This is a genomic window from Shewanella sp. 553 (assembly GCF_059338375.1).
The window spans coordinates 3,605,831-3,632,043 of sequence record NZ_CM181701.1; the positions used below are offsets into that span (position 1 = coordinate 3,605,831).

General features: G+C 41.9%; 17 protein-coding genes and 1 pseudogene. All 18 read right to left on the reverse strand.

The features are described from left to right. Window positions 1–61: 61 nt before the first annotated feature. Window positions 62–727, reverse strand: a complete 666-nt coding sequence (locus AC5YBZ_RS15930; RefSeq protein ID WP_494524030.1) for a hypothetical protein — start codon at window positions 725–727, stop codon at window positions 62–64. Continuing rightward, on the reverse strand, window positions 720–1,103 hold the full coding sequence (locus tag AC5YBZ_RS15935; RefSeq protein ID WP_119978580.1) for a hypothetical protein: 384 nt from the start codon (window positions 1,101–1,103) through the stop codon (window positions 720–722). Before AC5YBZ_RS15935 ends, AC5YBZ_RS15930 begins: the two co-directional genes overlap by 8 nt. Continuing rightward, entirely contained in the window at window positions 1,100–1,741 is a 642-nt protein-coding gene (locus AC5YBZ_RS15940; protein WP_119978579.1) for a hypothetical protein, read from the reverse strand. Before AC5YBZ_RS15940 ends, AC5YBZ_RS15935 begins: the two co-directional genes overlap by 4 nt. Before the next feature lie 161 nt (window positions 1,742–1,902). After that, a complete protein-coding gene (locus AC5YBZ_RS15945; RefSeq protein WP_494524031.1) occupies window positions 1,903–4,905 on the reverse strand; it encodes a UvrD-helicase domain-containing protein in 3,003 nt (1,000 codons plus the stop codon). 144 nt (window positions 4,906–5,049) lie between these two features. Then, a complete protein-coding gene (locus AC5YBZ_RS15950) occupies window positions 5,050–7,896 on the reverse strand; it encodes a DEAD/DEAH box helicase (protein WP_494524032.1) in 2,847 nt (948 codons plus the stop codon). Window positions 7,897–7,898: 2 nt separating this feature from the next. Beyond that, on the reverse strand, window positions 7,899–9,314 hold the full coding sequence (locus tag AC5YBZ_RS15955) for an EH signature domain-containing protein (protein WP_119978576.1): 1,416 nt from the start codon (window positions 9,312–9,314) through the stop codon (window positions 7,899–7,901). A gap of 3 nt (window positions 9,315–9,317) precedes the next feature. Further along, entirely contained in the window at window positions 9,318–10,139 is an 822-nt protein-coding gene (locus tag AC5YBZ_RS15960; protein ID WP_119978575.1) for an OmpA/MotB family protein, read from the reverse strand. Window positions 10,140–10,147: 8 nt separating this feature from the next. After that, window positions 10,148–11,860 carry a hypothetical protein gene (locus tag AC5YBZ_RS15965; RefSeq protein WP_494543179.1) on the reverse strand — a complete coding sequence of 571 codons (1,713 nt, stop codon included), beginning with the start codon at window positions 11,858–11,860 and terminating at the stop codon, window positions 10,148–10,150. A 347-nt stretch (window positions 11,861–12,207) separates the two neighbouring features. After that, window positions 12,208–12,843: an OmpA/MotB family protein gene (locus tag AC5YBZ_RS15970; protein ID WP_119978573.1), complete on the reverse strand. Its 636-nt coding sequence runs from the start codon at window positions 12,841–12,843 to the stop codon at window positions 12,208–12,210. Window positions 12,844–12,866: 23 nt separating this feature from the next. Next, window positions 12,867–14,882 carry a hypothetical protein gene (locus AC5YBZ_RS15975; RefSeq protein ID WP_494543180.1) on the reverse strand — a complete coding sequence of 672 codons (2,016 nt, stop codon included), beginning with the start codon at window positions 14,880–14,882 and terminating at the stop codon, window positions 12,867–12,869. After that, a complete protein-coding gene (locus AC5YBZ_RS15980) occupies window positions 14,879–16,210 on the reverse strand; it encodes a hypothetical protein (RefSeq protein ID WP_119978571.1) in 1,332 nt (443 codons plus the stop codon). Before AC5YBZ_RS15980 ends, AC5YBZ_RS15975 begins: the two co-directional genes overlap by 4 nt. Before the next feature lie 26 nt (window positions 16,211–16,236). After that, on the reverse strand, window positions 16,237–17,163 hold the full coding sequence (locus AC5YBZ_RS15985) for an ATP-binding protein (protein ID WP_494543181.1): 927 nt from the start codon (window positions 17,161–17,163) through the stop codon (window positions 16,237–16,239). Window positions 17,164–17,636: 473 nt separating this feature from the next. Then, window positions 17,637–17,885, reverse strand: coding sequence for a hypothetical protein (locus AC5YBZ_RS15990; protein ID WP_119978569.1), 249 nt, complete (start codon window positions 17,883–17,885; stop codon window positions 17,637–17,639). After that, window positions 17,885–18,289 (reverse strand): hypothetical protein, encoded by a 405-nt coding sequence (locus tag AC5YBZ_RS15995; protein ID WP_494543182.1) that lies wholly within the window; start codon window positions 18,287–18,289, stop codon window positions 17,885–17,887. Before AC5YBZ_RS15995 ends, AC5YBZ_RS15990 begins: the two co-directional genes overlap by 1 nt. Then, window positions 18,286–19,647, reverse strand: coding sequence for a restriction endonuclease subunit S (locus AC5YBZ_RS16000; protein WP_494543183.1), 1,362 nt, complete (start codon window positions 19,645–19,647; stop codon window positions 18,286–18,288). The genes AC5YBZ_RS15995 and AC5YBZ_RS16000 overlap by 4 nt, the downstream gene beginning before the upstream one ends. Next, a pseudogene (locus AC5YBZ_RS16005) lies at window positions 19,644–21,208 on the reverse strand (class I SAM-dependent DNA methyltransferase). Before AC5YBZ_RS16005 ends, AC5YBZ_RS16000 begins: the two are co-directional and overlap by 4 nt. Before the next feature lie 75 nt (window positions 21,209–21,283). Further along, on the reverse strand, window positions 21,284–22,417 hold the full coding sequence (gene fic / locus AC5YBZ_RS16010; protein WP_494543184.1) for a protein adenylyltransferase Fic: 1,134 nt from the start codon (window positions 22,415–22,417) through the stop codon (window positions 21,284–21,286). A 232-nt stretch (window positions 22,418–22,649) separates the two neighbouring features. After that, window positions 22,650–26,195 carry a type I restriction-modification system endonuclease gene (gene hsdR, locus AC5YBZ_RS16015; protein WP_494543736.1) on the reverse strand — a complete coding sequence of 1,182 codons (3,546 nt, stop codon included), beginning with the start codon at window positions 26,193–26,195 and terminating at the stop codon, window positions 22,650–22,652. Between the last annotated feature and the right edge of the window lie 18 nt (window positions 26,196–26,213).

Consider the following 26,213-nt stretch of genomic DNA (forward strand, 5'->3'; position numbering starts at 1 on the left):
TGTTGAGGACAAACGCAGAATCACCTAGTGCAATGCACTAACAAGCCTTTAAATTAAAAAATTACATATTTTTGAATTTATCTAGCAAATCATCAAATTCGACGGCCTCTCTTACCTCTTTTTCTACATGCCGCTTCAATTGATTTACCGCTTCATTGTCAGAACACATCATAGATGCCATCTGAGCAGCCTTATCAAAATCACCTTGTAAATATGCTAACAGCATATTATCGGCGGGCGCCATAGCTGCTGATTGCGCTAATAAGGCATGCAGTAAGTTTAAGTTTTTTCCCAAAGCTAGCTGGGGCAACATGGTAAAAGGATTGGGTAACTTGTCCTTATATAAATCGAAACTGCCAGCCAAAGCACCTGCAAACTTAGAGGCCAATCCATTACTTATGGCTATTCCCATCAGAGAGTTACTTTCTCCAAACATAACCTTTACCGCTTTAGCGCACTCTTGCCGATAAGCATTATCCTCAAAGATACGCTTCACATCCTTAGGATCATGAAACACGGCATTGAGCAGCAGCGCATTAAATAACACTGTCATTTGGCCAGGCGCTAAGTACTTAGCCTTCCGCTGTACTTTTTGTTCGGTTTCAACTTTGATTAGCTTATTTCGGACAAGCGAATCTGCCTTGGTTTTAAGCAACTGACTTTGGCTTGCGACATCGATATCAAATAGCTGACGTATCGCCTCAGGTACGGTTATTCCGCTAGCCATTGCAATATGCCTTCTCTAACAAAGTACTTACCTGAATTCGATGGAACTCTTCCTGCCCAATAGAGAAGCTTGCGATAGCTTTAGCCATATCAAACCAGTTACTTCTTTGGTACTTAGAGGAATAACAACGGTGTGATTGCTGACTATACTGCTGCAATACACCAATACAGTAACCAGCTCGCATAGCTTCAGCCATAGAGGTATGTAAGGCTGCATACGAACCAGGCTGACCTTTACGATCAAAAATCTCTACAACATCGCGACATGCGTTTTGCAAAAACTCAGCATCATTACCATTAAATGGAGCTTCTTTTGCCTGCAACGAAGCACTGACGATTAAGCAGATACAAATCAAGCTAGTAAACATCACCTTCATAACTTTCCCTCGACTGGAGCTGTAGTTGGAATCGTTTTAACTTCAATAGAAACAGAAGAAGGTGTTATAACTTCAGGTTGCCCCTGCGCCTCTGGCACAAATGGGGAAGATATTGATTCAGATACATTTTCAGATGGTCTAACTGATTGCTCATCAGCTTTCTCTGCTGCACTTTTCTTGGACCATAGCTTTGGTAAAGGTGCTGAGGCATAAATGGCTAAAATGATAAGCAGGCTTGAGACATAATTTCCAACTTCCTCATAACTATTAAAAAACTCAATTTCTAATCGTCCTTTATCCATAACTTCCCCCCATACAGCAACGAGTTCTATGAACGAAATAAGCAGAACCATACTTGAAACGGCATATACAAAGCGCCGCAGCTTCTGCCACCAGCTCCACTGCAATTGAGAGCTTCGACGATAAAAACGCCAAATTACGCCAGCCAACAAGATGAACAGACCTAACTCCATAGCATCCAACTCGCTGATGCTATTACTTTCCTCTAAAAATTCGAAAGGAATGGCAACCAAACAAAATACGGTGATAGAACCTAGGCTAAGATAAAGCAAGAAGGTCATAATCCCTGCAGCAAGATGCCCCAGAAGAATATCTAGAGTATTAAAAATCGATTTCATTGTTCATCCTTGATAATACGGAGATGATGGCAAGGAGTGCCATTTCCAAACGGCCAATATCATTGCGTTTTACACTCTACGAATCAAGTGGATCACGCCCAAGTTGATCACTAACTTTAAAAAAGTATATTCAAATGATTGCCAGCGGGTAAGCATTTGCTTCAGTTTGGTAAAGACAGCTTAGCTTTATCGACAGTATTACTACAGCTAGGCTTGTTTTTGCCTCGATAATTACAGCACCCCCAGAATTCACTATAAGGGCCTTTTTTTAGTTTCATATCACTACCACAAGCGCTGCAAAGTGGTGCTATATGACCGCAACCATCATTCAAGCAGACCTTTAAGCCGGTAAAGCGTTTACGTGTCATTGGGCCACCGCAAAGCTCACACCCCTCCTCTTTATGATCACACAAAGGGAAATGGGAGCATGAAAAGAACGATTTGAAGTTGCCAACTCTGGGCTTCAGCGTACCTGTAGTACAGCGCACACAGCTTATGTCTTCAAAAATTTGTTGCACCAAAGATGTGTTGAATTCATCTTGCTCGATGGCATAGTTTTCTTTAAGCAATTCGATCACAAATGGACTCACGTCAGTCATATCAGCAAGCACGTATGCTCGATGTTTTGCCCGAGTTAATGCCACGTAAAATAAGCGACGCTCTTCTGCAAATTCAAATGCCTCAGTCTTAGGTAAAAACGCATCAAGTATTGGGGGAGTGACTTTCATCGACGGGAAACCATGTTTTCCCTTTTGCATCCCCATGATCACCACGTAATCAGCCTCTTTACCTTTTGATGCATGAAAAGACTGGCATTCGATAGTCAGCTTTGGGTATTGCCTGTTTAACTGCTTTAGTTCAACTTTATCGGGTAGTTGAAACCAGAAGCGCGCCAGCAGATACACTACAGGCTGGGCTTTTGACTTAGTGCTAAGTTCATCCTCAACCTTTTCAACACGCTTGTTAATCGCATTCAAAGCCTGTTCAAGTGCATTGGGGCTTGGTTCATCTTGATTGGCAGGCTCTTGTGCGCCTCGTCGTATCAATGACACCGCAGGGTAATCAACCTCTGAATTGGAGCGAATGTCTTTTTTAAGCTGTACAGGGTTCTTGGTCACAAACTGTGTGGCGACGTCACCAATGCTATTGTTAAATCGGAATGTTTCGTCTAAATACGTTTTAGCTGTCGGACCGAAATATTCAGTAAACTGAGTGGTTAAACTAACATCAGCCCCGCTAAAACGATAAATTGCCTGCCAATCATCACCCACGCAAAACAATGATGCTTTGGGTTTGCTCCCAGGTAAGCAAGAGTCCCTTAACGCTTTGACTAGCCGAGCCCTAGGCTCTGAGATATCTTGAAATTCATCCACCATGATATAGCGCCATGGACTAAGAAATTGCCCTTGTTGGATATAGCCTAACGCTTTGCCTATCATGTCTTCAAAATCGATATCGCCAGAGGCTGACAATTGCTGTTGGTAACGACTTAATATGGGCTCCAATAACTCAAATGCCTTACGGGTCTGCTTCGCATCTGCGGCATGGCTAAACACCATTTCTAGTCCGTGACTATCGAGACAAGCTGATTTATACAAGCCAATAAGCTTACTAAATAACTTGGCTAACTCAGTAACGCGACCCAGTTCATTCAGTGTCGCTAATATGGCCTCATCGGGTAGCGGAGACTCTTTGATCTCTAGCGTTTTAATCTGGTCTTCTAGCTGCTTTGTAAGCAGACCTTTTTTATGCTGGTGGTAGAAAAGCTCAAGGCAAACTGTTTCGTGCTCTCTATGCAATTGGCGCTTCCACTCCATCGACTCCAGATATTGCTGGTTATCGATATAAGGGGCTGTACGATCATCTTCATCAATGCCGTAATACTCAATATACACACCGTAGTCAGGTAGGTAGAAGTCGGGTTGATACTGGCGGAAATCAACACTACTTACATCATGCTCATACTTAGCTTCATACTGGTATTCAATACCATTACTGAATAGCCAATTAGCGATGTATAGCTCGCCGAAACTCTTTACTCGCTCCCCTTTTAAGGTGCGAATATCGTTATCAGTTAAGTACTGGAAATACTCACCCTCTGATTCAAAATCAAAAGGGCTTTTTTCAACATAATAGTATTGGCTGAAGTACTCAAACAGCTGTTTACGATAGGCCTCATCCTTAATGAAGGTTTCAAGGGTATCTTGTACCCATTTATCTTTAGCTTTTTCATCCTCAGCCCAAGGAGACAAGCTAGGTGCCTTGCCTTCAACCTTAGCAATAATCCTTAAACCTAAGCTATGGAAGGTGCTAGCTTTGATATCGTCGGAACCAAGCTTCTCTTTAATGCGTTCGTCCATCTCATCAGCAGCTTTTCTGCCATAGGCGAGCAGCAAAATATCATCAACTTGTGCCTGACCACTTTTGATCAAGTAGCCAGCGCGACCCACCATAACGCTGGTCTTTCCTGTACCTGCACCCGCTAATAACAAGTTATTGTTATCATCAATCACGCAGGCTCGTCGCTGCTTATCGGTCAGAGGATTAGACTCAACATGCTCAAAGAAATCGGCAAACTTGATCAGCTGTGCTTGAACATAGTTTTCACGTAGCCTTTCTATATCGCCTTGGCTCCAGCTATGCATCTGCTTTAACTTGGTTAGCGCTGTTTTTATATCCTTGACCAGTGGTGCATTCTCGCACCAGGGAAACCAGCGTTTATACTCACGCTTAACTCTGGCCTGTATCATCTCTAAGCGTGATTGGCGCAGGTACTCCGTAGTAATGGTGCGCTCAACTCGAGCCACCAGCTCACAGATTCGCTGTCCATTTGCATTAGCCCAACGCTGCGTCACTTCATTACCAAAGCGGTAGTCAGCTAAATAGGTTAAATAGGGAAGCTGATAAGCTTTACCAGATACCGTAAAGCCAAGCAGATAACCTAGGGGACTAAAGTTAAAAGTGGGTGGGGTATCCAGTTGCTGCCATGTAAACATCATTTCAGCTGGTGGCACTGTAACTGAGCGATACTTGGCTAAAAACAGGCCTTGTTCACGGTGGAACCTAATGCCTTTCTCGGTCAGCTCTACCGCCTTTAGCTTGCCCAAATAAAGATAGCCAAACCAACTGTGTTTAATATTTTTATCAGACTGCTTTGATGACAATGAGGATTACCCTGTTAATCGATAACTTTAATAATTCAGTCTCTTTAAGGCTGAATTATATAGCAGCTACCAGTTACTTTGGACTATCTATTTAACTTTTTAAATATCAATTGATCATTGTTTAAAATACGGGTCTACTTGCCATTATGTTTTATCTCCTACTGCATCACCTAGCAATCGCTCAATCTCTGCAGCTGTAATTGCTGCTGGTAAAAGCAGGTTTCGACTTAGCTCTCTCTTTCGCTCTAGCAGCTCATTCAACCTTATATCAAAAGATGCTTCGCCATATTTTGGATGTACTGCCATCGGGTAGTGAATATGTACCGTTTTTTGTTGTCCGATTCTATAGATACGATCAGAGCACTGATCCTCAACAGCTGGGTTCCACCAGCGAGATAAATGAATTACATGGTTAGCTTGAGTCAATGTAAGCCCTACCCCCCCCGCTTTAGGTGATAACAACATGACATTAAACTCGCCTTCCGGGGTAAGCTGGAAAACATCAACTAACTGTTTTCGTTTTGCTCCATTTATAGAGCCATTTATTCGAGCAGGTGGATGCTGCATTTGGTAGCGCTGCTGAAGATAAGGTACCAATAAAGCCTGAAGTTTCAATGATTCAATGAATATGAGAACTCGCTCTCCTGCTGCATGAATAGTATCTAAAATATCTATAGTTTCTTTGAGCCTAGCGGAGCTTTCAATATGGCAGTTAGTTAATCCCTCTGCTCCAACTTCAACAGCAAACAAACTCACTTTACGGAGTTGTTGAATCACTTCTAGCACTCGCCCTTTTTCGGTATTAACTTGCGCATTACTGACGACAACCGAGTAATCTTGTGCCTGCTGAGGTGTCATCTCTCTTTTGTAGTGCTTAGTAAACTTCTTAGGCAGCCCTTGTAAATGCTCCTCTTTCATGCGCCGCATCAAAATAGAAGGAGATACTTCATCAACTAATCTAGATTTTAAAGCTTCTGCAGCAGCAATCGGATCATCTGTCTTAACATAATTATCATGGAACTCTGATAGCGCCCCTAAATAACCAGGCTCTACTGCATCAATAATACTCCACAGATCTTTCAACTCATTTTCTACTGGTGTGCCAGTGACGGCTACTGAAAAGTCGCATGACAACGATTTAGCCATTTCAGTCATTCTCGATACAGGATTTTTAATTTTCTGAACTTCATCAAAAGTGACGCATGCCCATTGGATAGGCAGGAAATATAATATCTTATCTCTTAACGTTTCATAGGTAGTCAATACCCAGTCCGCATCTTCAAAAGCACGTTTACGGTCTAATGCAGACATGCCACTAAGTGACTTCATTCCGGGGCCATATGCCTCGAAAACACGGCCTAGACCAGGCTTGTTTAAATGCACAGCCTCTTCATCTTTCCAATTCTTTAACAAGCCTGAAGGAGCAACTATTAACATAGGCTTATTGGGGTAAACATTTTCATTCATTGCTTCTTTTATCCAAGCCATAAAAGCTAGACTTTGCAATGTTTTACCTAACCCCATGTCATCTGCTAGAAGAACCCCATTACTACCTTGCTTCCAATGCTCTTGTAGCCATGACAGACCCACTTTTTGATGTGGATATAAAGATACTGTTTGAAGTAGTTCGGGAAACTCACCATTTAAACTTGCTCTTGGCGTTTTGCAAATCTGATACTCAAGTTCTTCAATATTATCCGTAGTTATAGGAACCAATGTATCGTTGGTTCTACCTTCTCCTTCAAGGCTATTATCTTTATCCAAATCACCGGAGACTGCTTGAGCCACTCTTTGAACTGCAGCTAAAGTTTCAGGGGTTGCAGGGAGCTCTTGATTACCGTGCTGAACGGTAGAATTACCTTTCGCGATTGCGTCTTCTATTTGTTCGCTTAAGCCAACAGCGTCCTCAGGAGTAATTTCAACCACCTGCTCACCAAGAATAAGAGTCAAAATTTCATCATCAGGTACCCAGCTAGTCGAATTTTCCAGCCTATAAGCACAGAGCTTTGGCTCCCAAACTCCCAATTGTTGTATTCGAAGGCTTAAAAACTCTGGAGTTTCGACAAAGAACTGCTCAACCTCCTCTTCACTATATTGTAGCTCGAGTGCTTGAGTTATTTTTCCTGCTGGATTGGCAATAAAAGCAAGTTTATCTTGTATAGTTCCCTTCTGAACATCTCTTACTACGTTCATCGCCTCGACCATACTTGGGGACAATATGACATATTGTCCTTGCCCTAGAGCATAATGAGGAACACAATTTTTCTTACCAGAAAACTGCTTAGAAAAATTTTTTTCATATTGTCTAGGAAGTAGTGGGCTGTAATCGGTAATATCACCATCAAAATCAGTGACAGGCGTAACCAGTACAGGGTGCACTTGACCTTTTGAGTCAATATCTAAAGTAAACCTATTAGCAGAAGATACTGTTATGGTGCTGAGTTGACCATCCACGACAGCATCTGAAGGTAAAAACTGCTGCAGTAATCCCCAAGCCAACATCTTATTGTCAATATCTTCAAAATTACTCTGTTGGAAATCTTCTATATGCTTGATTAAAGAAAATAAAGGTTCATTTATCAGGTAACGCTTAGCCCCCTGATGCAACATTATGCCATCTCGTTTCAAGCCCATCATAGGTCGAGAGCGCGTATCTAACCATATTGAAGTCAATTTAAACGTAGGTATATGTATTGGACCACTACCCGATATTTTTATCTTAAACGGAACAACTGCAGGTAACCCAAGCTGCAATACTTCGGTGGCGTCACATTGAGCAACTACTTCCTCAGCAACATCTATATAGCTATTTTTATCCTCGGCACTATCTTGTTCAAGCCAACTAAGTAGAGGAGCAACTGAGCCTAAACCATGAGATGTATGGCAAACAAAATTCCCCCACTTTTTGGTTGGTATCACGGTACCATCAGACTCTAGATGGAAACGTAATTTACCCTCAATAAGTTGCCAACTTAAATTTGCCATACCCATAATTATACCCGCATGTAATTGTTATATTTAATCTTTATATTTGTGTGATTTGCAATGGAGTCACTTAACTGTCTCTGCCATGTACCATTTTCTGAGTTATAATGACTGTCTTCATGATACGGTAAGTTTACTAACATCTTTCTGTTGTATTCAGTTAGGTAGAATCGAGGCGCGAACTGACTCGTATCTAGCCAATATCTATATTTTCCCGAGTGACTCCACTCTGTAATGATTAAATTACCAATTCTTAATATCAAAGCTGAATGCCTATGATTAACACCAGAACCTCGAACAAAATAACCATAGCTAGTTTCACCTTTTAAAAAGTGGTTCGACATTGATTTAGCATGCGGTCCCAATACTAACCAAGCCTCATCGATTGCCTCTATATCTAGATACGCCTTCCAGAATGCCTTTCTGTATCGCCAGTGCCTATCGGCGGTATCATCTCCATGAGAAACATAGTCAAGTAAAGAAAAAAAGTCTTCTAATGTACTTTCCACCATCCAAGACAAAAATATCTTCTTTGCTTCAATATTCACGTTAACCCACAATGCATTGTTAACTCTCGGGTCCTTGAAAAAGCTAAGCACAAAACCTTTGATGGTTTCCTTAACTTCTTTAAGTGGTTTTTGGTTTTGAAAAGGAAGTAATAACGCTTCTATTAAATGCGAACGATAAGAAGGATATTTCAGCGTCCTTTGCTGAGTAATAGATTCTCGGAGTATTTGACCGATAGTTTGCTTTTGCCACTCACGTGAGGCTAATAATGGCTGGGTTTTGTTTAAAAACTCTAAGTAAGTAAGCTGAGCTAGTCTCCCTGTCGCAAGAGCCCCTGTCAGCCCTGCTCGCTCATACAGTTCATCAAGTGATTCGCCATCATCTAGGTAATTAAGTAAAACTCTGTGCCCATTTTGCTCGAGTAGGTCAAAATCCTCGCATCGTGCCCATATTGTCATTGATTTATGATCGACTGCATAGCGTAATGCGTAGGTTAACGATTGACGTACGGCTTCAAATCCTTTGTTTTGATATGGATAAGTTAGCATTAAGACATAGTAAATAGTCAACCAACCACGTTTGTATTGCCTCCTTGCTAGCTCTTGCGAATAAGGCTGCCAGAACCCACCAATATCCATCAAGCTTTCGCTACCTTTAACTGGAGAAGAGAACAACATCCACGCAAATGTGCGTAAGCTACGCTTACTTAGTTTTGGCCACAGTGAAGGTTCAGTGATAGCGGCTATAGCCTTCCGATATTCACTTTGTAGTTCAAATTCAGATGGCTCTACAGCATCAAATTCCCCAAGGGTAATTAAGGCTCTTTGTGTGGCTATATGGAGTCGACTATGTTCTAGCTCTAGGCGTTTGAGATTAAAAACAATCGGGAGTTGGTTAAGCTTGGCCTTAAGCGACATAATTTATCCCTTAAAACCTTTAATTAATAGCTCCTTCTCTGCATCAGTAAACTCTGGCGGTGTCATTATGAACCTTAAATCTATGCGGCGGTTTGCTTGATCATCAGTAGGCACATGATGACGATGCCCCGATATAGGACGCTCTTCACCATAACCAGACACACTAAAAATAGCTTCATTGTTATCATTATCCATTGACTTCAATAGTTCGGAAGCACTAACTAATTCCATATAAGTTTTAATTGCTCTATTAACGGATAGCTGCCAGTTGAGTTTGCCCGTATCATCACCTCTATAACGAGTATTATCAGTGTGTCCCTCAATGAAGATAGCCTCTAAATAAGCGTGATCTTTTTTTTCACCTTCACAGGAAGAAAGTGATGCCGCTAGATTTATTGCAAAACAAGGTAAAACATCTTCTAAAACATTACGGATGGCTTTTAATTTTATCAAATTATCGTCGTTTAACTGTGCGGATCCTGATGCAAAAGTGATAGCATTTTCCGTTAACCGAAGTACACCATGAGCCTCGTCTACATTAACGATAATGCCATGTTCTTCTTCTAATCTTCGTTGCAATTCTTGAAGCAATTTAGCACGGATATAATCATTACTTTCCATGCGCTTTTTAACAGTATTAAGCCGTTCAATTTCAGTTTCCATCTTTTCCTGAACACGAGCAGTTCTTTGTGCTGCATCTTGGAAATTAAGAATAAATGCCACCAACGTGATGATAAATATGAATACCAATCCGGACATTAAGTCACTCACAGATACAAGGTAACCTGAGCCTTCATCAAGCTCTAGTTCATTATCAATACTCATAAGTCACCCTATGCCGTAGCAGACCATTCTTCGACAACATCTGCAAGTTCTCTTACTGCACCAGATAACTTCTCCACTATTTGTGCAGCATTACTATCTAACCCCGTTAAGTAACTTGTTGTCGACTCTGCGAAGGTTGCATAACCCTGATTAAGGCTTTCAAGAGTTTTCCCTAATGACTCATCAACGTCCACAAATCGATTATGATAACTTTCCCAGTAGCTTCGTAATTCATCTTGCATCTCTTTTATTTGGGTAACTGCTTGTTGATTAGCTTTAGCTGAATCTGAAAGAGTATTTATCCCGGTATTCAGTGACTCACTACTACCATTTAAATCCTCAGCAAGATCAGCTATCGGCTGTACGACAGAGGCAATACGCTGGTGGACATCAGAAAGAGATACAACAACAAGGCGAATTTCTTCGGCCAAGGCCTTATTATTTGATGTAATGTCAGCGATATCGTTTGTACTATCACGAAGTTTGGCTATAGAAGAATCGAACTCTGTTGCTATTTTCCTCATATTAGCTGCAGACTCTTGTGTGGCTTCTTTTAACATGGTTGTCATTTCACCTACTGATTGCGTGACGCCATTTACCATGCTTGCTACTCCAGAGCTAATTTCCTCTCGCATCTGATTGGAACCTTCAGTGAATGCTTTGCTTAAATCTCCAATCGTATCTTTGGTACTCCGCTGCATATTTTCATGGTTCTCATTCATCGCCTTCATTTGCTCACGTAGATCACCAGATAACGACTGCATGGTAGTCGCAAACGCTTCCATCTCTTTACCTGCTGCACCAGAAATACTTTGGCTAAATTCAGAAATCAGACGTTCAATGGTCTCATCGGCAGCTTTAGATTGGTTTTGATTGAGTTGTTCTAATGCTAATTGAATATTACCAAGCGTTTCGTTTAAAGGTTGCGATACTTGCTCGTTAAGTACTTGCCCCAAACTAACGGCTAAATCAGTCGAAAAACTGTTTAGAGCTTGAGTCTGGCTACGAGACTCTTTTAATATCTCAGTATTTATACGCTCACTACTTACAAACTCTAACCGCTCTTCCAATAAATCATTCCACTGGTTTAACAAGCCCTTCAGCTTATGGCTATTTTTTTTCTCACGCCAAGAGAAAATCATTGAGGTGATCAAACCAGCAATTGAAGTTAAAAAGGCTAGCGAAGCGCCATCTAATAGATGCGAGAGTGCTTCCTTGGCTTCATCTATATCGTTGGAACCAATGCCTGACGAGGCTAAGTAAATACCCGCGACCAGTCCTAAAAAGGTACCTAAAATACCTAAACCTGTTAATTTATTTGGTACTGAATTGAAGTAACGGACATCGAGATGTGGGCGAATAATTGTCTGGTCTGAAAAAAATTGCTGCGGTCTACGAGTATTAACTATGACATCTCTTTCTGTAAGGTGGTGTTCTCCAGGTAAAAGTAAGACTTCATTGAATTCACGCCAAGGATTTCTCATCACTGGAGACTCTGTAATAGTCTCTTCAAGCTCATAAAACTCGGCAGGCATTGCGTCAGCATTTTCTATACGGCTTAAATGATCAATAGCAGGTTGCAGCTGCTTTGTCAGGACACGACATTTTTGCCTAAACTGATGCCAATTAGTTGCAGCAAGGGCAATGATGATCAATATTTGAATGGAAATACCAATTCCTGATGTAAACAGTAAGGCAAACATATTTAGAGTATTATTCATTTTTTCACTCGTTTAATCCTTCCGTGGAGCTGGATAGTACTATTACATTATTTATGGTTATTAGTCACCAACATGACTCGATGCTTTAGCAAATGATCCCAGTGGTTACCAACTCAAACATAGAGTTGGTAACCTCATTACATTGTTTGGTAGAACTTCACCAACTATTATGGACAAATTTCGTTCTGTACTGGTGATAGTCCATCATTGCTTGTCTAATTTCAGGTCATACAGCCCTTAGCCTTGAAACAGTTAATACATCAAAGTTCATTAAAACAGTACAGATAAAAATACAGCACTTTATTTAAAATAATCTTTATTATTAAAAGGCTTAAGCCATCACTTACTTATTGAATAAGCAGTTGAACTTCTACTCGACGATTTCTTGGATCTGAAGGTTCCATTCCTGAGAGGGGTTTAGACTCTCCATACCCAGCGACGATAATTCGCTTTGAAGTATCAACATCTAATGTTCCAATAAGTTCACGTCTGGCCTCTCTTGCTCTAGCTGCTGATAGCGTAAAATTATCATCATACACAGTACAGAACCGTTTATAGTCCGTCACAGGTCTACTTACAGGGATATTATCCGTATAACCTTCAACTAAAATCATAGCCTTAGGATTATCGATTAAGAATCTCACTAATTCACTTTGGATAGCATGTACTGCAGCAGCTGCTTCAGGGTTTAAACATGCACTCCCTCTTTCAAACACACCATCTCGTAGTGTCAGTCTGTTGGTATATTTATCCAAAGCAATTAAATTTGAAGTATCTGTGTTTTTCAACATTTCACCTAATAGCTTGGTCACCTTAAGTACTGGATCGTCTTTTTGTTCAAGTGCCTTAGCTAATTCTTCTTGATAACGAAGATCACTCACACTCTTTTGTAACACTGCAACGACCAGCAGTAGCATGACTACCGCCATAACCCCTGCCATCAGATCAGAAATGGCAATCCATTCACTTGGTTTTTCTTTCATGTCAGCTCATCATGTTAGGTTAATCATGCAACTTCTGAATTAATTCCAGGATCTTTCGTAAAAAGATCAAGCTTTAGATCTTCCAGCGCACCTAGTAATAACTGTTGATTTATCGGTATTTCAGAAATTGGGCTCAATATGGACAGAAGCTGTTGCTGTGAATCTGGGTATTCTTTCAAATATGCTAATAAGGATGATAACTCGGAAACATAACTAACGATCTGATCTGCCCGTTGAACAGACATATCCAGCGTATCACTTAAGATTAACTGGTTAGCTTTTACACTCGCACTATGCTCTGCAGCATCTTGCCTTAATAATTTAACCTCATTAATAAACTCATGTTGTTGCACCAATAATGTATCCAAAGGTTTCAGACTAGAGAGTAAATGACTTTGATGACTACTCAGTAACTGCAATGGTTCTAATGCTGCCGGTAAATTAGCCAAGTTGCCGATGACCTGCTCTAAAGCAGTTTCATTTCTTTTAAGTGACTCGCCTATACTCCGCATTTGTTGCCCAGAGGTTGAAATAGCACTTAACCCTGCTTCAATAGGCTTACCAAGTTTACTTACAATCTCTGTCGACATTGCAATGCTTTCATTAAGCACGTTACTTGATAGCGTAAATTCAACAGCGGCTTTTTTCTGGATATGAAGCGCTTCATCAATCGATGTTTTCACATCTCCCATTGTTTCTTTTACATCTGTTGATAACACACCAAGTGCAGTTGATATTTCAAGTGTAGCTTTGCCCAATTGTGTACTACCGCGCTCAAGAGTTAACGACGCTTCACTGCTCATATCCTTAATAGCAGAAGACAGATCACTACGGACATTATCGAGCACTTCAGTAAATTGACTATTGAATGAATCAACAGCATTCACTAAGTCACTTGCAGCAAGTCCTACTTTATCTGCTCCTTGAGCCATCCTTTGAGCGGCACCAGCCATGTTTTCAATAACTGATTGGCTATTATCAGTAAAAGACTGCATTGCTTCTTTAGTCGCTTGCGTTTCAATGCGTACAGACTCAATTGTTTCTTGTAGACCATTGATACTATTATTTATAGATTTTTGAGTTTGTTGATGAACCTGAGTCAGTCTATTTTTTATATCGTTGAGGCCAGCTCTAAGTGTTTCGCTTGTATGCTTTTGCACTTCAGTCGATTTGTTCACTAGAGTTAAAATACCAGTTTCTATGCATGTGCGCGTCTGGTCATTAGTATTTTTCAATACCTCTTGCAACTGTAAGCTATTATTCTTTGATTCATTCTGTGTTGATAAATGAGCTTGGTTAATACATTGCTCTAATGAATCAAAATTATCACTCAATAGTTGGCTATTTTGACTGTTATTTTGTTTATTTTGCTCAAGCAATTGATCTAACTTGTTGGAAAAAGCGCTAGCCATATTTACAGAGACACTACTTATTTGAGAAAACAATGCGGCTTGCTTTTCATCTTCCATGGCAAGTTGAATACTCTTGCGATGCTCTATCTCATTTTTAACTTTATCAATGACCCAAGTAAGACGTTTCTCATCGAAACGAGCAAATTCACTCCAAATTTTAAGCAGAATAAAACCACTTATTCCCCATGTTGATGTTTTAAATTTAGTGCCGAGACCATTAAGAAGTCCAAGCAGATGCTGCATACTATCTGCAGCACTACTCGCATCTAGCGCATTAGGCTGACTAAGAATATTAGAAGCATGATTAAGTGCCATGCCCAGTCCTAGAAATGTACCGAGTAAACCAATGATTAATAGTAACCCTGGCATGAGTTCGACCAGTTTTTCAGGAGCTGTAGCAACGGCATGCCACAGATCCGTCACGCTACCATGCTCAATATCTAAATCATCAGTCGTATCATTCGGTGTACCTCTATGCCACTTTTTCTCCCAAGATTTAGGTTTAGCGATTAGGTGGGCACTCACAATGGTACAAAGCATCATAAAAAGAATGATGGACAAAAAAAACGCTTGCAGTGGGTCACTAATATCCGGTATTAAAAAGTCTAATATTGCATCTAAATTCATACAGCAACCTTAAGAATAGTATCCATGCGCACTTTTGATTCTTGTTTGAATATATTGGCATAGTCGTTTAAAAGCGATTGCTCATCAGGAGTTAACTCATTGAATGACTTACTATGCTCGGCACAATCTATCAGCAATACACCTATTTTATGACCGTCCTCAAGTAAATAACTACGATCTTCTAATTCAATCTGCTCTTCTGTTTTCTCGAGTAATTGTAGGAACCCCTCTGCAGCTCCAACATAACGTTCAATATCTAATTGTTCTTCAGATAATTTATCAAGTGATAACTTATTTTTAGGTACATTTATCTCTAGTAGCGCTAACTCACTTGCCTCTTCACTAGAAAGTTCATCTTGAATTTTACATGCCAGAGTCAAACGCTGTAATAGCATTTTGTCTTTCGCATAAGCTCTGTTAGCAATATTCCACTCTTCCTCAAGAACCTCTGCATTTTTCGCCCAAGACACAATGAGCTCTTCAAAAACAAAAGGAGCAAGTTTTTTACCATGCTGCCTTGTCAATACACGGTCTAAGCGCTCTGCAGCATTTTTATTTAACTCTGGATTAGCCTTGATGAGATCTGAAGCTATTCTAATTAAAAATAAATCATCAGAGTTCAGATCATCAACAGTCATTGATGTACGAAGCTTTTTATCCGCAATAGTCAGCAATTTTTGTGTTGCACGTAGGCGTAAATAATGTTCGAAATCTGTGGGTTCGGCATCGATTGCTAACGATAATTCCGCTTTTGCAATTTCAAAGTCATTGATTGCAGAAGCTAATTCAAGGTTGTGTCTTTGTTCCTCGGGTATCACCTCGTCCTCTGCAAAACGAAACTCTTGTTGATGTGTTTTAGCTTCTTTCAATTCTTCAGCGTTGAGTACATCATTTTGTTGGTTAGTTGATTCGCTCCGTTCATTTTTATCTGCATCAACCGTTTGGGCCTTGTGCCATCGTTGAGCAAGTTTAATTGACCATTTAATTGCAGCATCTATTTTCTTTGCAATTGGGGATTTTTCAAATGCGGTTAATGCCCCCAAGCCTTTTTCTAACGACAGTAATGCCGTTTTTAACCAAGGATGCGACACTGATTGTGCGGCTGAACGTAGTACTCCACGTATTTGTTCAACATAAGGTTTAACGGCCTTCCAGGCTTTTTTTACGCTACCCACAAAAACGTCTGCTTTCTCTGCCATCCAACCGATTGCTTTGCTTGCAACACTTTTAACTGTTTCATATGCAGAACTAGCTGCACTTTTTACTGTGCTAACTGCAGAGCTAACAAAGTTACCCACTGAACTACAAGCATTACTGAACCAACCCATTTTATTTCCCCTTTAAAATTAAACGCTTATTCCATAATTCCGAGTAACCGCCGACTAACCTCGGTATTAGTCACATTATTGGCTGCTTTTGTTATTACATCTTTTCTACTTTTACCCACATTCCTATTTGCAGAACAAACATCTTCTATTGCTGTTTCAAAGTGATGCCACTTAACCCTTGGGTCTTTATCACATTCGACTAATGCACGAGGAAAAGCTGTACGTAAAACAGTTCTTATTTCACGACCTGATAAACCATCAGATGCAACAGCACAACGTTCAATTATCATATCGCGCTCTTCGTCTAACGGGACGCCAGGAACCAGCATTCGCTGCCACAATTGTTTACGTCCTTCTATATCAGGGAGTTTAAACTCAATGTGATAGCGAATCCTGCTGACAAAAGCGCTATCGTAATTTTTAGCAAAATTGGTTGCAAAAATTACGATGCCATCAAAGCGCTCTAATTCCATTAATAATGTTGACCGCATAGCATTAATTTCATTATCGATGCCTTGAGTAACCGAAGAGAGTCGAGCCCCAAGTAATGTATCTGCTTCATCAAAAAAAATGACCGCACCTTCCAACGCTGCCGTTTTAAATGTTGCAGCTATATTTTTGGCCGTCTCTCCAACATATTTACTTTCAAGTTCAGATATACCGATGTGAAAATACTGGCGCTCTAAAGTTCCTGCGAGGGCTTCGGCAGCAAGAGTTTTACCTGTTCCCGGTGGACCATATAAATTGAGGATCATATTACGGCCCATAGGGTCAACCGCTTCAAAACCCCAATCTGTATAGATTGTTTTATGATGACGCATAGCACCAATAGCCTCTTCAAACATTCTGCGCGTCTCTGGTGCAAGAACGACATCCTCCTCTAAACGAATCCGTGGAGTACGTAATTCGTAACTAGATGAGGTATCGCCACTTTTTCTTGGTTGCTCGTACATTAACTAATTGTTCCCTAATGCTCTTCGGATGACCGATGATATAGTCTTTCCAACTATTCCCGATGAATAATAAACATCTGATTGGTAATGACTTATACAGGATTCGAATGTAAAACAGATTGACGTTTGTAAGTGATTGGAGAGTACAAATCACCAGAAAAGGCTATCCCTAATATATTCATAACGTTCCTTATTATTTTTGTGCTGACCAAACGTTTTAGTTTGACTTGTGAATGGTTAGTACTGCTCACGCTTTTTATCCAATACATAATTAAAGCGCTAGTATCTACTGCTTAAACACACGATGCTTACTGGCCAACTGTCTGTCAGCATTAGTAACGGTATTCAACACTTTTACTAATACCAAAATCACAGGCAATATTAATCTATTGATTTATATGAAACAATGTAATAAATCACACCTCGCAAGGTAAGTTCACTTCTGAAAGCTTTAGCGAATATCGATTTTCTCCCTATACAGGCGCTAAAGCGGAGCAAAATGCTCCTGACATTTTGTGGGTGAGCTTGTTAACCACTATTTGTGCAATATTGACCTGCGCTTCAACTTTAACCTGCGAAGGCGAATAGTTCTTCAACACGAATGCTCCTTGCCTATTCTCTACTCCCGCCTTCCTTGGCGGCCGGATGATACGAGCCTGATTATGTGAAAGAGTGGTTTGTTCTGCGCCACCAGCTAAACTCACACTATAAATTACACCCATTATGCTTTTGCCTTTTTAGTGCTGGGCTTTTTCTTAGCGGCTTTGGCTGCTAATGCAAGCGCTTCCCGTTCGGCTTTAATGCGCTCAAGCAAGGCCTGTGCGCTGTTATCACCACTAATAAGTTCAGGGTTAGCGGCGCGCCAGTCGGCGGTGAGTTCTCCTCTGAAGGCTTTAGCGAGTATCGACTGAGTGAGATTGTTAACCCGCGCTTGTGCGGCATTGACCTGCGCTTCAACTTTATAGGCGAAAGCGAATAGCTCTTCGACACGACGGACACAAAATCGTCGGGAACGATTTTGGACTGCAGAAAGCAGGGCCGAAGGCTGAGTATCAGGGATGATACGAGCAATTTCGGTTTGCTCTGCACCACCAGCTAAATTCAAACAATAGATAGCACCCATCATACCTTAGCCTTTTTAGCTCGCGCATTCTTTGCGGGCTTGAGCTTTTTTCTTTCCGCTTTTATACGCTCAAGCAAAGCCTGTGCGCTGTTTTCGCCGCAAATGAGTTCAGGGTTCGCAGTGCGCCACTCTTGAGTTAATTCGCCCCTGAAGGCTTTAGCCAGTATCGACTGGGTGAGGTTATTAACTCGTGTTTGTGCTGCATTAACCTGCGCTTCGACTTTATCGGCGAAGGCGAATAGCTCTTCGATACGACGGACGATTTCGGTTTGTTCGGTTTTCGCTAAGACTGGTATCGGACATCTAGCGAAAGCCTTATGAGTTAGATCAGGTTGAGTAGAGCGTCCAGAATTTTCCCTGACGTAAGTTTGACAGATAGGAGACGATAAAAAGAAAATTAGAAATTCACGAATGATTACATTTGTATCATAATTAATTCTGAAGGAATTATTATGCATAATGCCTCTATATCCAGTAAGCACCCTACCGACAGTTCCTGTTCTTGATAAAACTATATCTTCAGGTTCAGCAATAATTGATTTGCTGTCTATAAATGCATAATGTACATCTTTAGTGAATGAGTTTTCATAATTAACGGTTCTTAGTATTGGAAGAACTCCATCATCAGTCTCTTTTCCTCTCGACGATTTAGCTATCTGTAATCCTTGCTGAAAATTAGCTATGTTACCAATAGCTGTTAACATCCAACTAGTCGGAATATCAAAAGCATATTTGTCTTCAATAGAATATGTATTTTCAATGCTTTTTCTTCCTTCTTCAATAGCGTATGTCTCACCACGCCACTCTTCTGTCAATTTGCCACTAACTGCCGCAGCCAAGAGCGATTGGCGGAATGATTTTAAGATGGCGGGGATGGCATCGAGGCGGGCTTTGGTGCTTTCTACCTGCGCCAGCAGTTCATCCAGCTTGTCGGCTATAACTTTTTGTTCGGCTAGTGGGGGGAGATTAATTTCTATGGGGTATACTTTAGATCCTGAGATAACAGGTTGTGCCGTGCTCGAATCATTCTGCCTTAAATCAGTATTAGTCAACAATTGATAAAGAAACTTTTTGTTTATTAAGCCCTCATCAAAACTAGTAACAAAAGCGTTATCGGTAATCCAAGCTTTAGCTGGTGTCAGATGGACTGAACCACAATAAAAACCGACACGACCGATAGCTATAGTCTCTTTATTTATGTTGCTGTCGTTGTGCCAACCAGTAATACCATTACCCCCAAATACAGGGGTATCACCTTCTACCATCTTGGATTTAGTTAACCCTTTTCCTGAAGAGATGCTAATAACACCACCAAGGTTAGTGAGAGCCCAACCCTCAGGCAATAAACCTAATTCACTCATCCCTTCACCCCACCCGCTAATGACGCAACCAAAGCCTCAAGATCAGCCAATGCACCTTTCAGTTCTGTCATGGCTTCGCCTGCCAGCTCTTCTGGTGTACCTAAATCGGCCGCATCGACACTGTTAGCATCTTTAAGCCATGAAATATCCAGTGAATCTGATTTGGTGTCACGAATGAATTCACGACTAAACACCCGCCAGCGACTGTGAGCTAAGCGTGGGTCTACGCCCTTGTTGACCTCAGTGCTTTCAACTTCCACTTCTTCGGCATTAAAGCTCCACTCACCTTCTTTACGTTCTGCTAGTGGCGCGTTATACACGGTCTCAAATGGGCTTAAGTGTTGCTGACCAAACGGGGTACGTTTGCCAAAGTTAGGCATATTGGTACGTAGGTCGTATACCCAAGTGTTAGTGGTGCAGTTTTCTTCTTGGTGCTTGTCGGCCTCAGAGCCTTTGGTAAAAAACAGCACATTGGTTTTAACCCCTGCGGCGTAGAAGATGCCAGTTGGCAGCCTTAGGATGGTATGCAGGTTGCACTTGTTCATTAAGTCGCGGCGAATATCGGTACCGACGCCCGCTTCAAACAACACGTTATCTGGCAATACTACGGCGGCGCGGCCACCCGCCTTTAAGTTACGGTAGATGTGCTGCAAGAAGGCTAGCTGCTTGTTGCTGGTGGGATAGGTTAAATCGTCACGAGTAATAGAGGCATCACCGCCTTTGCTGGTACCAAAGGGCGGATTAGCCAGAATGATATCGGCTTTTGGTAATTCAGCGCCCACTTGGCCGAGTGAGTTACCTAGATGCACTACGCCTTCATCGTCGCCTTCCATGCCATGCAGTAGGCAGTTCATCAGGGCTAAGCGGCGGGTTGATGGCACCAACTCGACACCGACAAAGGCGTTGTTTTTTTGAAATGCCACTTGCTTGGCATCGAGGTCAAAGTGGTCATCGGTTTGCGCTTTAATGTAAGTATCGGCGGCAATTAAAAAGCCTGCGGTACCTGCGGCTGGATCTTGAATGACTTCACCTGCTTGTGGGTTAATCACCCGTACCATAGAGTCAATTAATGCGCGCGGAGTAAAGTACTGGTGCCTGCGCCTGATTTGGTCTCGTTGGCGTTTTTTTCTAACAAGCCTTCATACAAGTCGCCTAAGCCGTCTTTCTGGGCGCTAAACCAGTCGATAGAGTCTAATGACTTGATGAGTTGCTTTAAATGACGTGGCTCACGCAGGCGGGTTTGGGCATCGGCATAAATGGCTAGAATCAATGGGTCGGCGTGTAGGGTGTTACCCTCACTGTCTTTACCTGTCGATAGGGTCAGTAACATACGCTTATAGTCATCAAGCAGGTTTAAGCCGTCTTTATCGCTTAAGTCTGTCCAGCGGCAGCCTGTTGGTAAGGTGTGCTTATTGAGTAAGCCCGCTTCACTGTTCTCATGAACCATTTTAATGAATAGCAGCAAGACGAGCTCGGTTACGTAGTCAGAATAGTTAATGCCGTCGTCGCGCAGTACGTCACAGAGGTTCCACAGTTTTTGTACGATGTCGTTGTTGTTCATTGGGTTCTCAATGTTTAGTTTGGCTAATGATTGCTGCAGGCTAATTTGCTGCAAACTTTACATTAGTTGGTTTAATTACTTGTTGTTACTCGCATCAAAGTACGGGCTAAACTGATTACTGTCTTTGGTCATCAGGGTGACAAATTTAGGGTGAACAAATAGCTTCTCTTTGCCCGATTGCACCTCTTGCAATACTCCAATGTCGCACAGCTGTTTTAAGTAAACTGAGGCGGTTTGGCGCTTTGCTATGTCGTTTTCAACTAGGTTTTGAATACGACAATAGGGCTGTTCAAAAATCACTTGTACTAGCTCATGGCTATAGATTTTAGGTAACTGCTGACGCACATATTCCGTGGTGTGCTCGATTAGTTCACGGGCGGCGGCAATTTTGTGGGTAGTCCACTTAGCGGTTTGTTCAACGGCATTAAGCATGAAAATGATCCACGCTTGCCATTCTTGCTTGGTGGTCACGTTAAGTAGCAAGCGATAGTAATCTTGCTTGTTAGCCACGATATAACGGCTTAAATACAAGATAGGTGCGCTAAGCAGTTGTTGGTCAATCAGGTAAAGAATATTAAGTACACGTCCTGTACGGCCATTACCATCGATAAAAGGGTGAATCGCTTCAAACTGATAGTGGGCCATGGCCATCTTAATCAGTGGGTCTACATCATCTTGATTATGTAAAAAGGCTTCCCAGTTACTTAGCAAGTCACGAATGACAGCTTCGCCTGCTGGTGGGGTATAGATAACTTGACCTGTGGCCTGATTGGTTAAGCTAGTACCTGGCACTTTACGCACATCCATTTGCACCGATTTAATGGTACTGCAAATTTCTAATGCGGTGGTGACACACAATGGCCTGCTGGTTAGCTCGGTAAAGCCTTGGTAAAGGGCGGTGCGATAGCGAAGCGCCTCTTTGGTCATCGGGTCGGCTTGGCTGTCTTCTTGGGCGTACTGAAATAGCTTGTCGGTAGTAGTGACAATGTTTTCAATCTCGCTACTGCCTTGGGCTTCAAGTAATGGTAATAAGTTGATCAGCAAGCCTTGGTTAGGCAATAGCTCACCCGCTTGCTTTAATTCAGCAAGCGCGGCACGGGCTGGAATACAGGCTTTGAGTATGGGTAAGGTTTCGGCCATTTCCCCTAGCTCAGTGTCTAGCGGTAAGGGCGGCAAATGGTTATATGCTTGGTCAGCTTGCCATTCCATGTTTAAAAAACCTTCTTTTTTCGACATAAACAAATAGTGCAGTGAGCTTATGTCGATTCAATCGACATGTAAAGCAAACATGTTTATAAAATCTGATTAAATCGACATGTGTTACGTATTTTGAGTGGTTATGTCGATTGCATCGACATTACTGGTAACATGTATAGAAAATACGAATATCTATACATATCTCAGTGGCTACCCCCTAAAAATATGCCCTGAAAATTAAGCGCTAACCGACCTGCCAAAGGTATTTGTTCAGCTCGTCGATAATGGTATCGAGCTGATCATCAAGTACATTGTTAAAGCGTTTAGCACCACCTTGATCGGCAAAACGTTGGTTGACAAATGCCTTATCAATCACAGCTTCATGCACTAATTGTTTTGCTAAGCGCTGAAGCCACTTACGTTGGTTAGGGTTCCACTCATGCTCGCTGTATATACGTTGCATCGCTTTGGTGACTCGTTGCTCAAAGGGGATGAGGGCTTCATCAAGCGCTGCCTGACGAATATAACCGATAATACTGGCTGCAATATCTTGGTTGGTATTTTTACGCCATGCGCTTTGCAGATGGGCCTCACTATAACCTGCTGCATCAAGTAAAAGTTTAACTTCTTTAAGTTGTTCTCGGGTTAGGTCTTTAGGGCGATTAACCACCACGGACAAGGCTGCCGATTGGTTAATATTCTGCTTAATAAAATGGTTAAAGCTTTCAAGATAGTCAGCCGGTTTTTCATGTACGCCATAGTTTTGCTGACGACTTATGAATTCATCGCGGCCTTCATAGATAATCGGCATCTTATCGCTACCAACAAGATAACGAACTTCGGCTAACTGATTAAGCAGGCCTTGATGCTGCTTAAAAAACTGCGCAGCCGCTTTAGGGCCAATTTGATGTAAATGCTGGTGGAGCTTATCAGGCGCAACGCCCCATAGACCCTCAAGTTGATCGAGTTTGGCTTTTAACTCTGGCTTATTCTCCGCCTTTTTAACTGCTGTACGCATGACTCGCATGACTTTTTGGCCAAGCTGATTAAGTACATCATCGGCGTGGCTAGTGCCAGCCTGTTCACCTGGAGCATCTAATGCTTGTGTTAACTGGTTATCATCGCTTAATTCTTCCACCAGCTGTTCAAGGGTGATGCTAGGGTCTTTGACGATCGGCTTCATGGTGTTGACGGCTTCGAGCGCACTATAAATATCTACAGGGTCATAAATCTTAAATGCAGTTTTACCAATGTCATCACAACGACGGGTCGCACGGCCCATCATTTGTTCATACAGGATGCGCGATTTAACACGGCGCAAAAACACCAGATGACAAATCTTAGGGACATCGATACCCGTTGATAATAGGTCAACGGTAATGGCGATATTAGGATATCGCTCATTTTTATACTGGCGAATAAGCTGGCTTACTTTGTCACTTTGACCTGTTATTTTAGCCACTGCAGCTTGATTGTAGTCATCACCATATATACCAATGAATGCTGTATCTAACAGACGCTTCACCATGTCAGCATGAACGTCTGTGGCGCAGAAAATTAAGGTTTTTTCATCGCCTAATGGATCTAATTCTTTAGTTAACTCTTGGCAAATAACCTCATTAAATGACTCGGTTATCACCCGCTTATTAAATGATTCAACTTCGAACTTTAACTCATCTTCTAAATCGGCAGTCTCGATTTCACCTGTTTGCGTATTAATAGCACTGATGGTTTCCCCTTTTTCGAACTTGATGCCATTTTTGTTTAATAAGGTTTCATATCGAATGGGTGGTTCATGGTCGATTAGCCAATCATCTGCCACCGCTTCACGGTAGCTATAGGTGTATACGGGCTTACCAAAGATCTCGCTGGTATGCTTAGCCGGAGTTGCGGTTAAGCCAATACGCACTGCATCGAAATAATCGAGCACACGACGGTAACTAGACAGGTATTGGCTAGCGTCTCGTGTTGCCAATTCACCTTCTGTCATTTGCTGGTCAAGCGCATAACCACGGTGGGCTTCGTCAACAATAATACAGTCAAATTCATCAAGTGGCGGCGGTGTGTCAGACATAAAAATGCGCTTTACCATGGCTTGCACGGTAGCGACTTGAATACGGGTTTCGGCTTCACTGGCCATATCGCCTAATTCGGCAATATTGTAGATCGACGACAGCACTTTATTTTGTTCAAGCTTCGCTTCATCAAATGAATCACAAGCCTGCTCGCCCAATGCGGTTCTATCAACGAGAAATAAAATACGTCTAAAACGTTCGGCTTTTAAAAATCGGTACATTAAACCGATAATGGTACGGGTTTTACCTGTGCCCGTTGCCATAGCCAGCAGACATTGGGTTTTATCTTGCGCTAATTCTGACTCAACAGCAGCAATGGCTTTTTGTTGGTAATCGCGTAGGCCAAGGTAATCAAAGCCCTCTTGCTGCAGTAACTTCTCTGCATCTTCACGACTACGTTTTAATTTATCGAGTAAGCCATCAGGCGAATGAAACTGCTGTAGCGCCTTCTTTGCATTGCTGGGTTTACGGACATCTCGAAACCAAGTGCCTGATAACTCTGCCAGTTGCTTATTAAACTCTCGGCCATTAGATGAATAAATAAAGGGGATATGGTAATGACCATCTTCCTCATCAGCCCATGCTACCGTGCGACCTTCTAATTCCCATGCGCCTTGTTGAGGGGAAGTAAGTTTGTATCCTTTAGAGTAACGTTCCGCTTGAGTTATCTTACCCGCGACGTTGGTGTTCTCTTTTTTAGCCTCGACGACTGCCACAGGGGTTAAGCCACAGAATAGTAGATAATCAGCTCGGCCTTGTAGGCCCTTATGCTGGGTAGGCCATTCTGCAATGGCGATATTTTTGCCTTTTTTAGGCCGAGTGCCTTTGCGAAAATCTAATCTTTCAGAGTCAGCAATCCATCCTGCATCTCTTAACTGTTGATCGATAAGTACCCGCGTTAGCTCTTCACTGAGCTCAATATGACTGCCTGCTTTGCTCGCTTGCTTGCTAATTTGCTTCTTATTTTTTGTCGCAGCTTGGCTATCAGCTTCAGCAAGTTGTGCTAATTCAGTTTGTAGTGCTTTGATACGTGATTCGAATTGCTGCTTTTGCTCGGCGAGTGCTTGCTCATGTTCAGCCGCTTGCTGAGATAAAGCTCGGGCCTCAGCATCCATTTGTTCAGCAAGCACCACATATTCTTCTTTTTCCCGCGCGATTAACTCAGTTAACTGCTGGCTATCTGCTAGCTGCTGGTGGTTATCATTAAGTTCGCTGCGCAGCTGCTCGATCTGTGTTTGTAAATCTTGTAGCTGCTTACTTGGATCTTCAGGAGAGACAAATGGGCCTGCTTTAAAGGGAGACTTGAGTTCGCCAAAGGCATGATGAAACCAAATAGCTAAGCTTCGAGCCAGCTTTAGCCCTTCTAATGCTTCTTTATGCTGGGTTCTAAACTGATGAGTCGCTTTATTGCCTTCAATTCTTAAAGAATGAAATAGCTGACGAACGACAGGTTCTAGGTTTAACTCTCGGTGAATTTTATAAAGCAGATCCGCTTGCGTCGTTTTATCGTCAAACTCGATACCACACCTAGCGGCGATATCTTGCGCCATTGCTTCACCTAACTGACGCAGCTTAATTAAGGTGGTGTTGGGGTCTGAGGTAAAGGCACGCTCTGCGCTATAGGCTAAATCTAAAAAGATGGGATCGTATGATGACAGAAAACTAAAGTTTGTAGATTTGTTTTCTAAATTTTGACCCAGTGTATTCAATGCCATCATTCCCTCGCAGCGGTA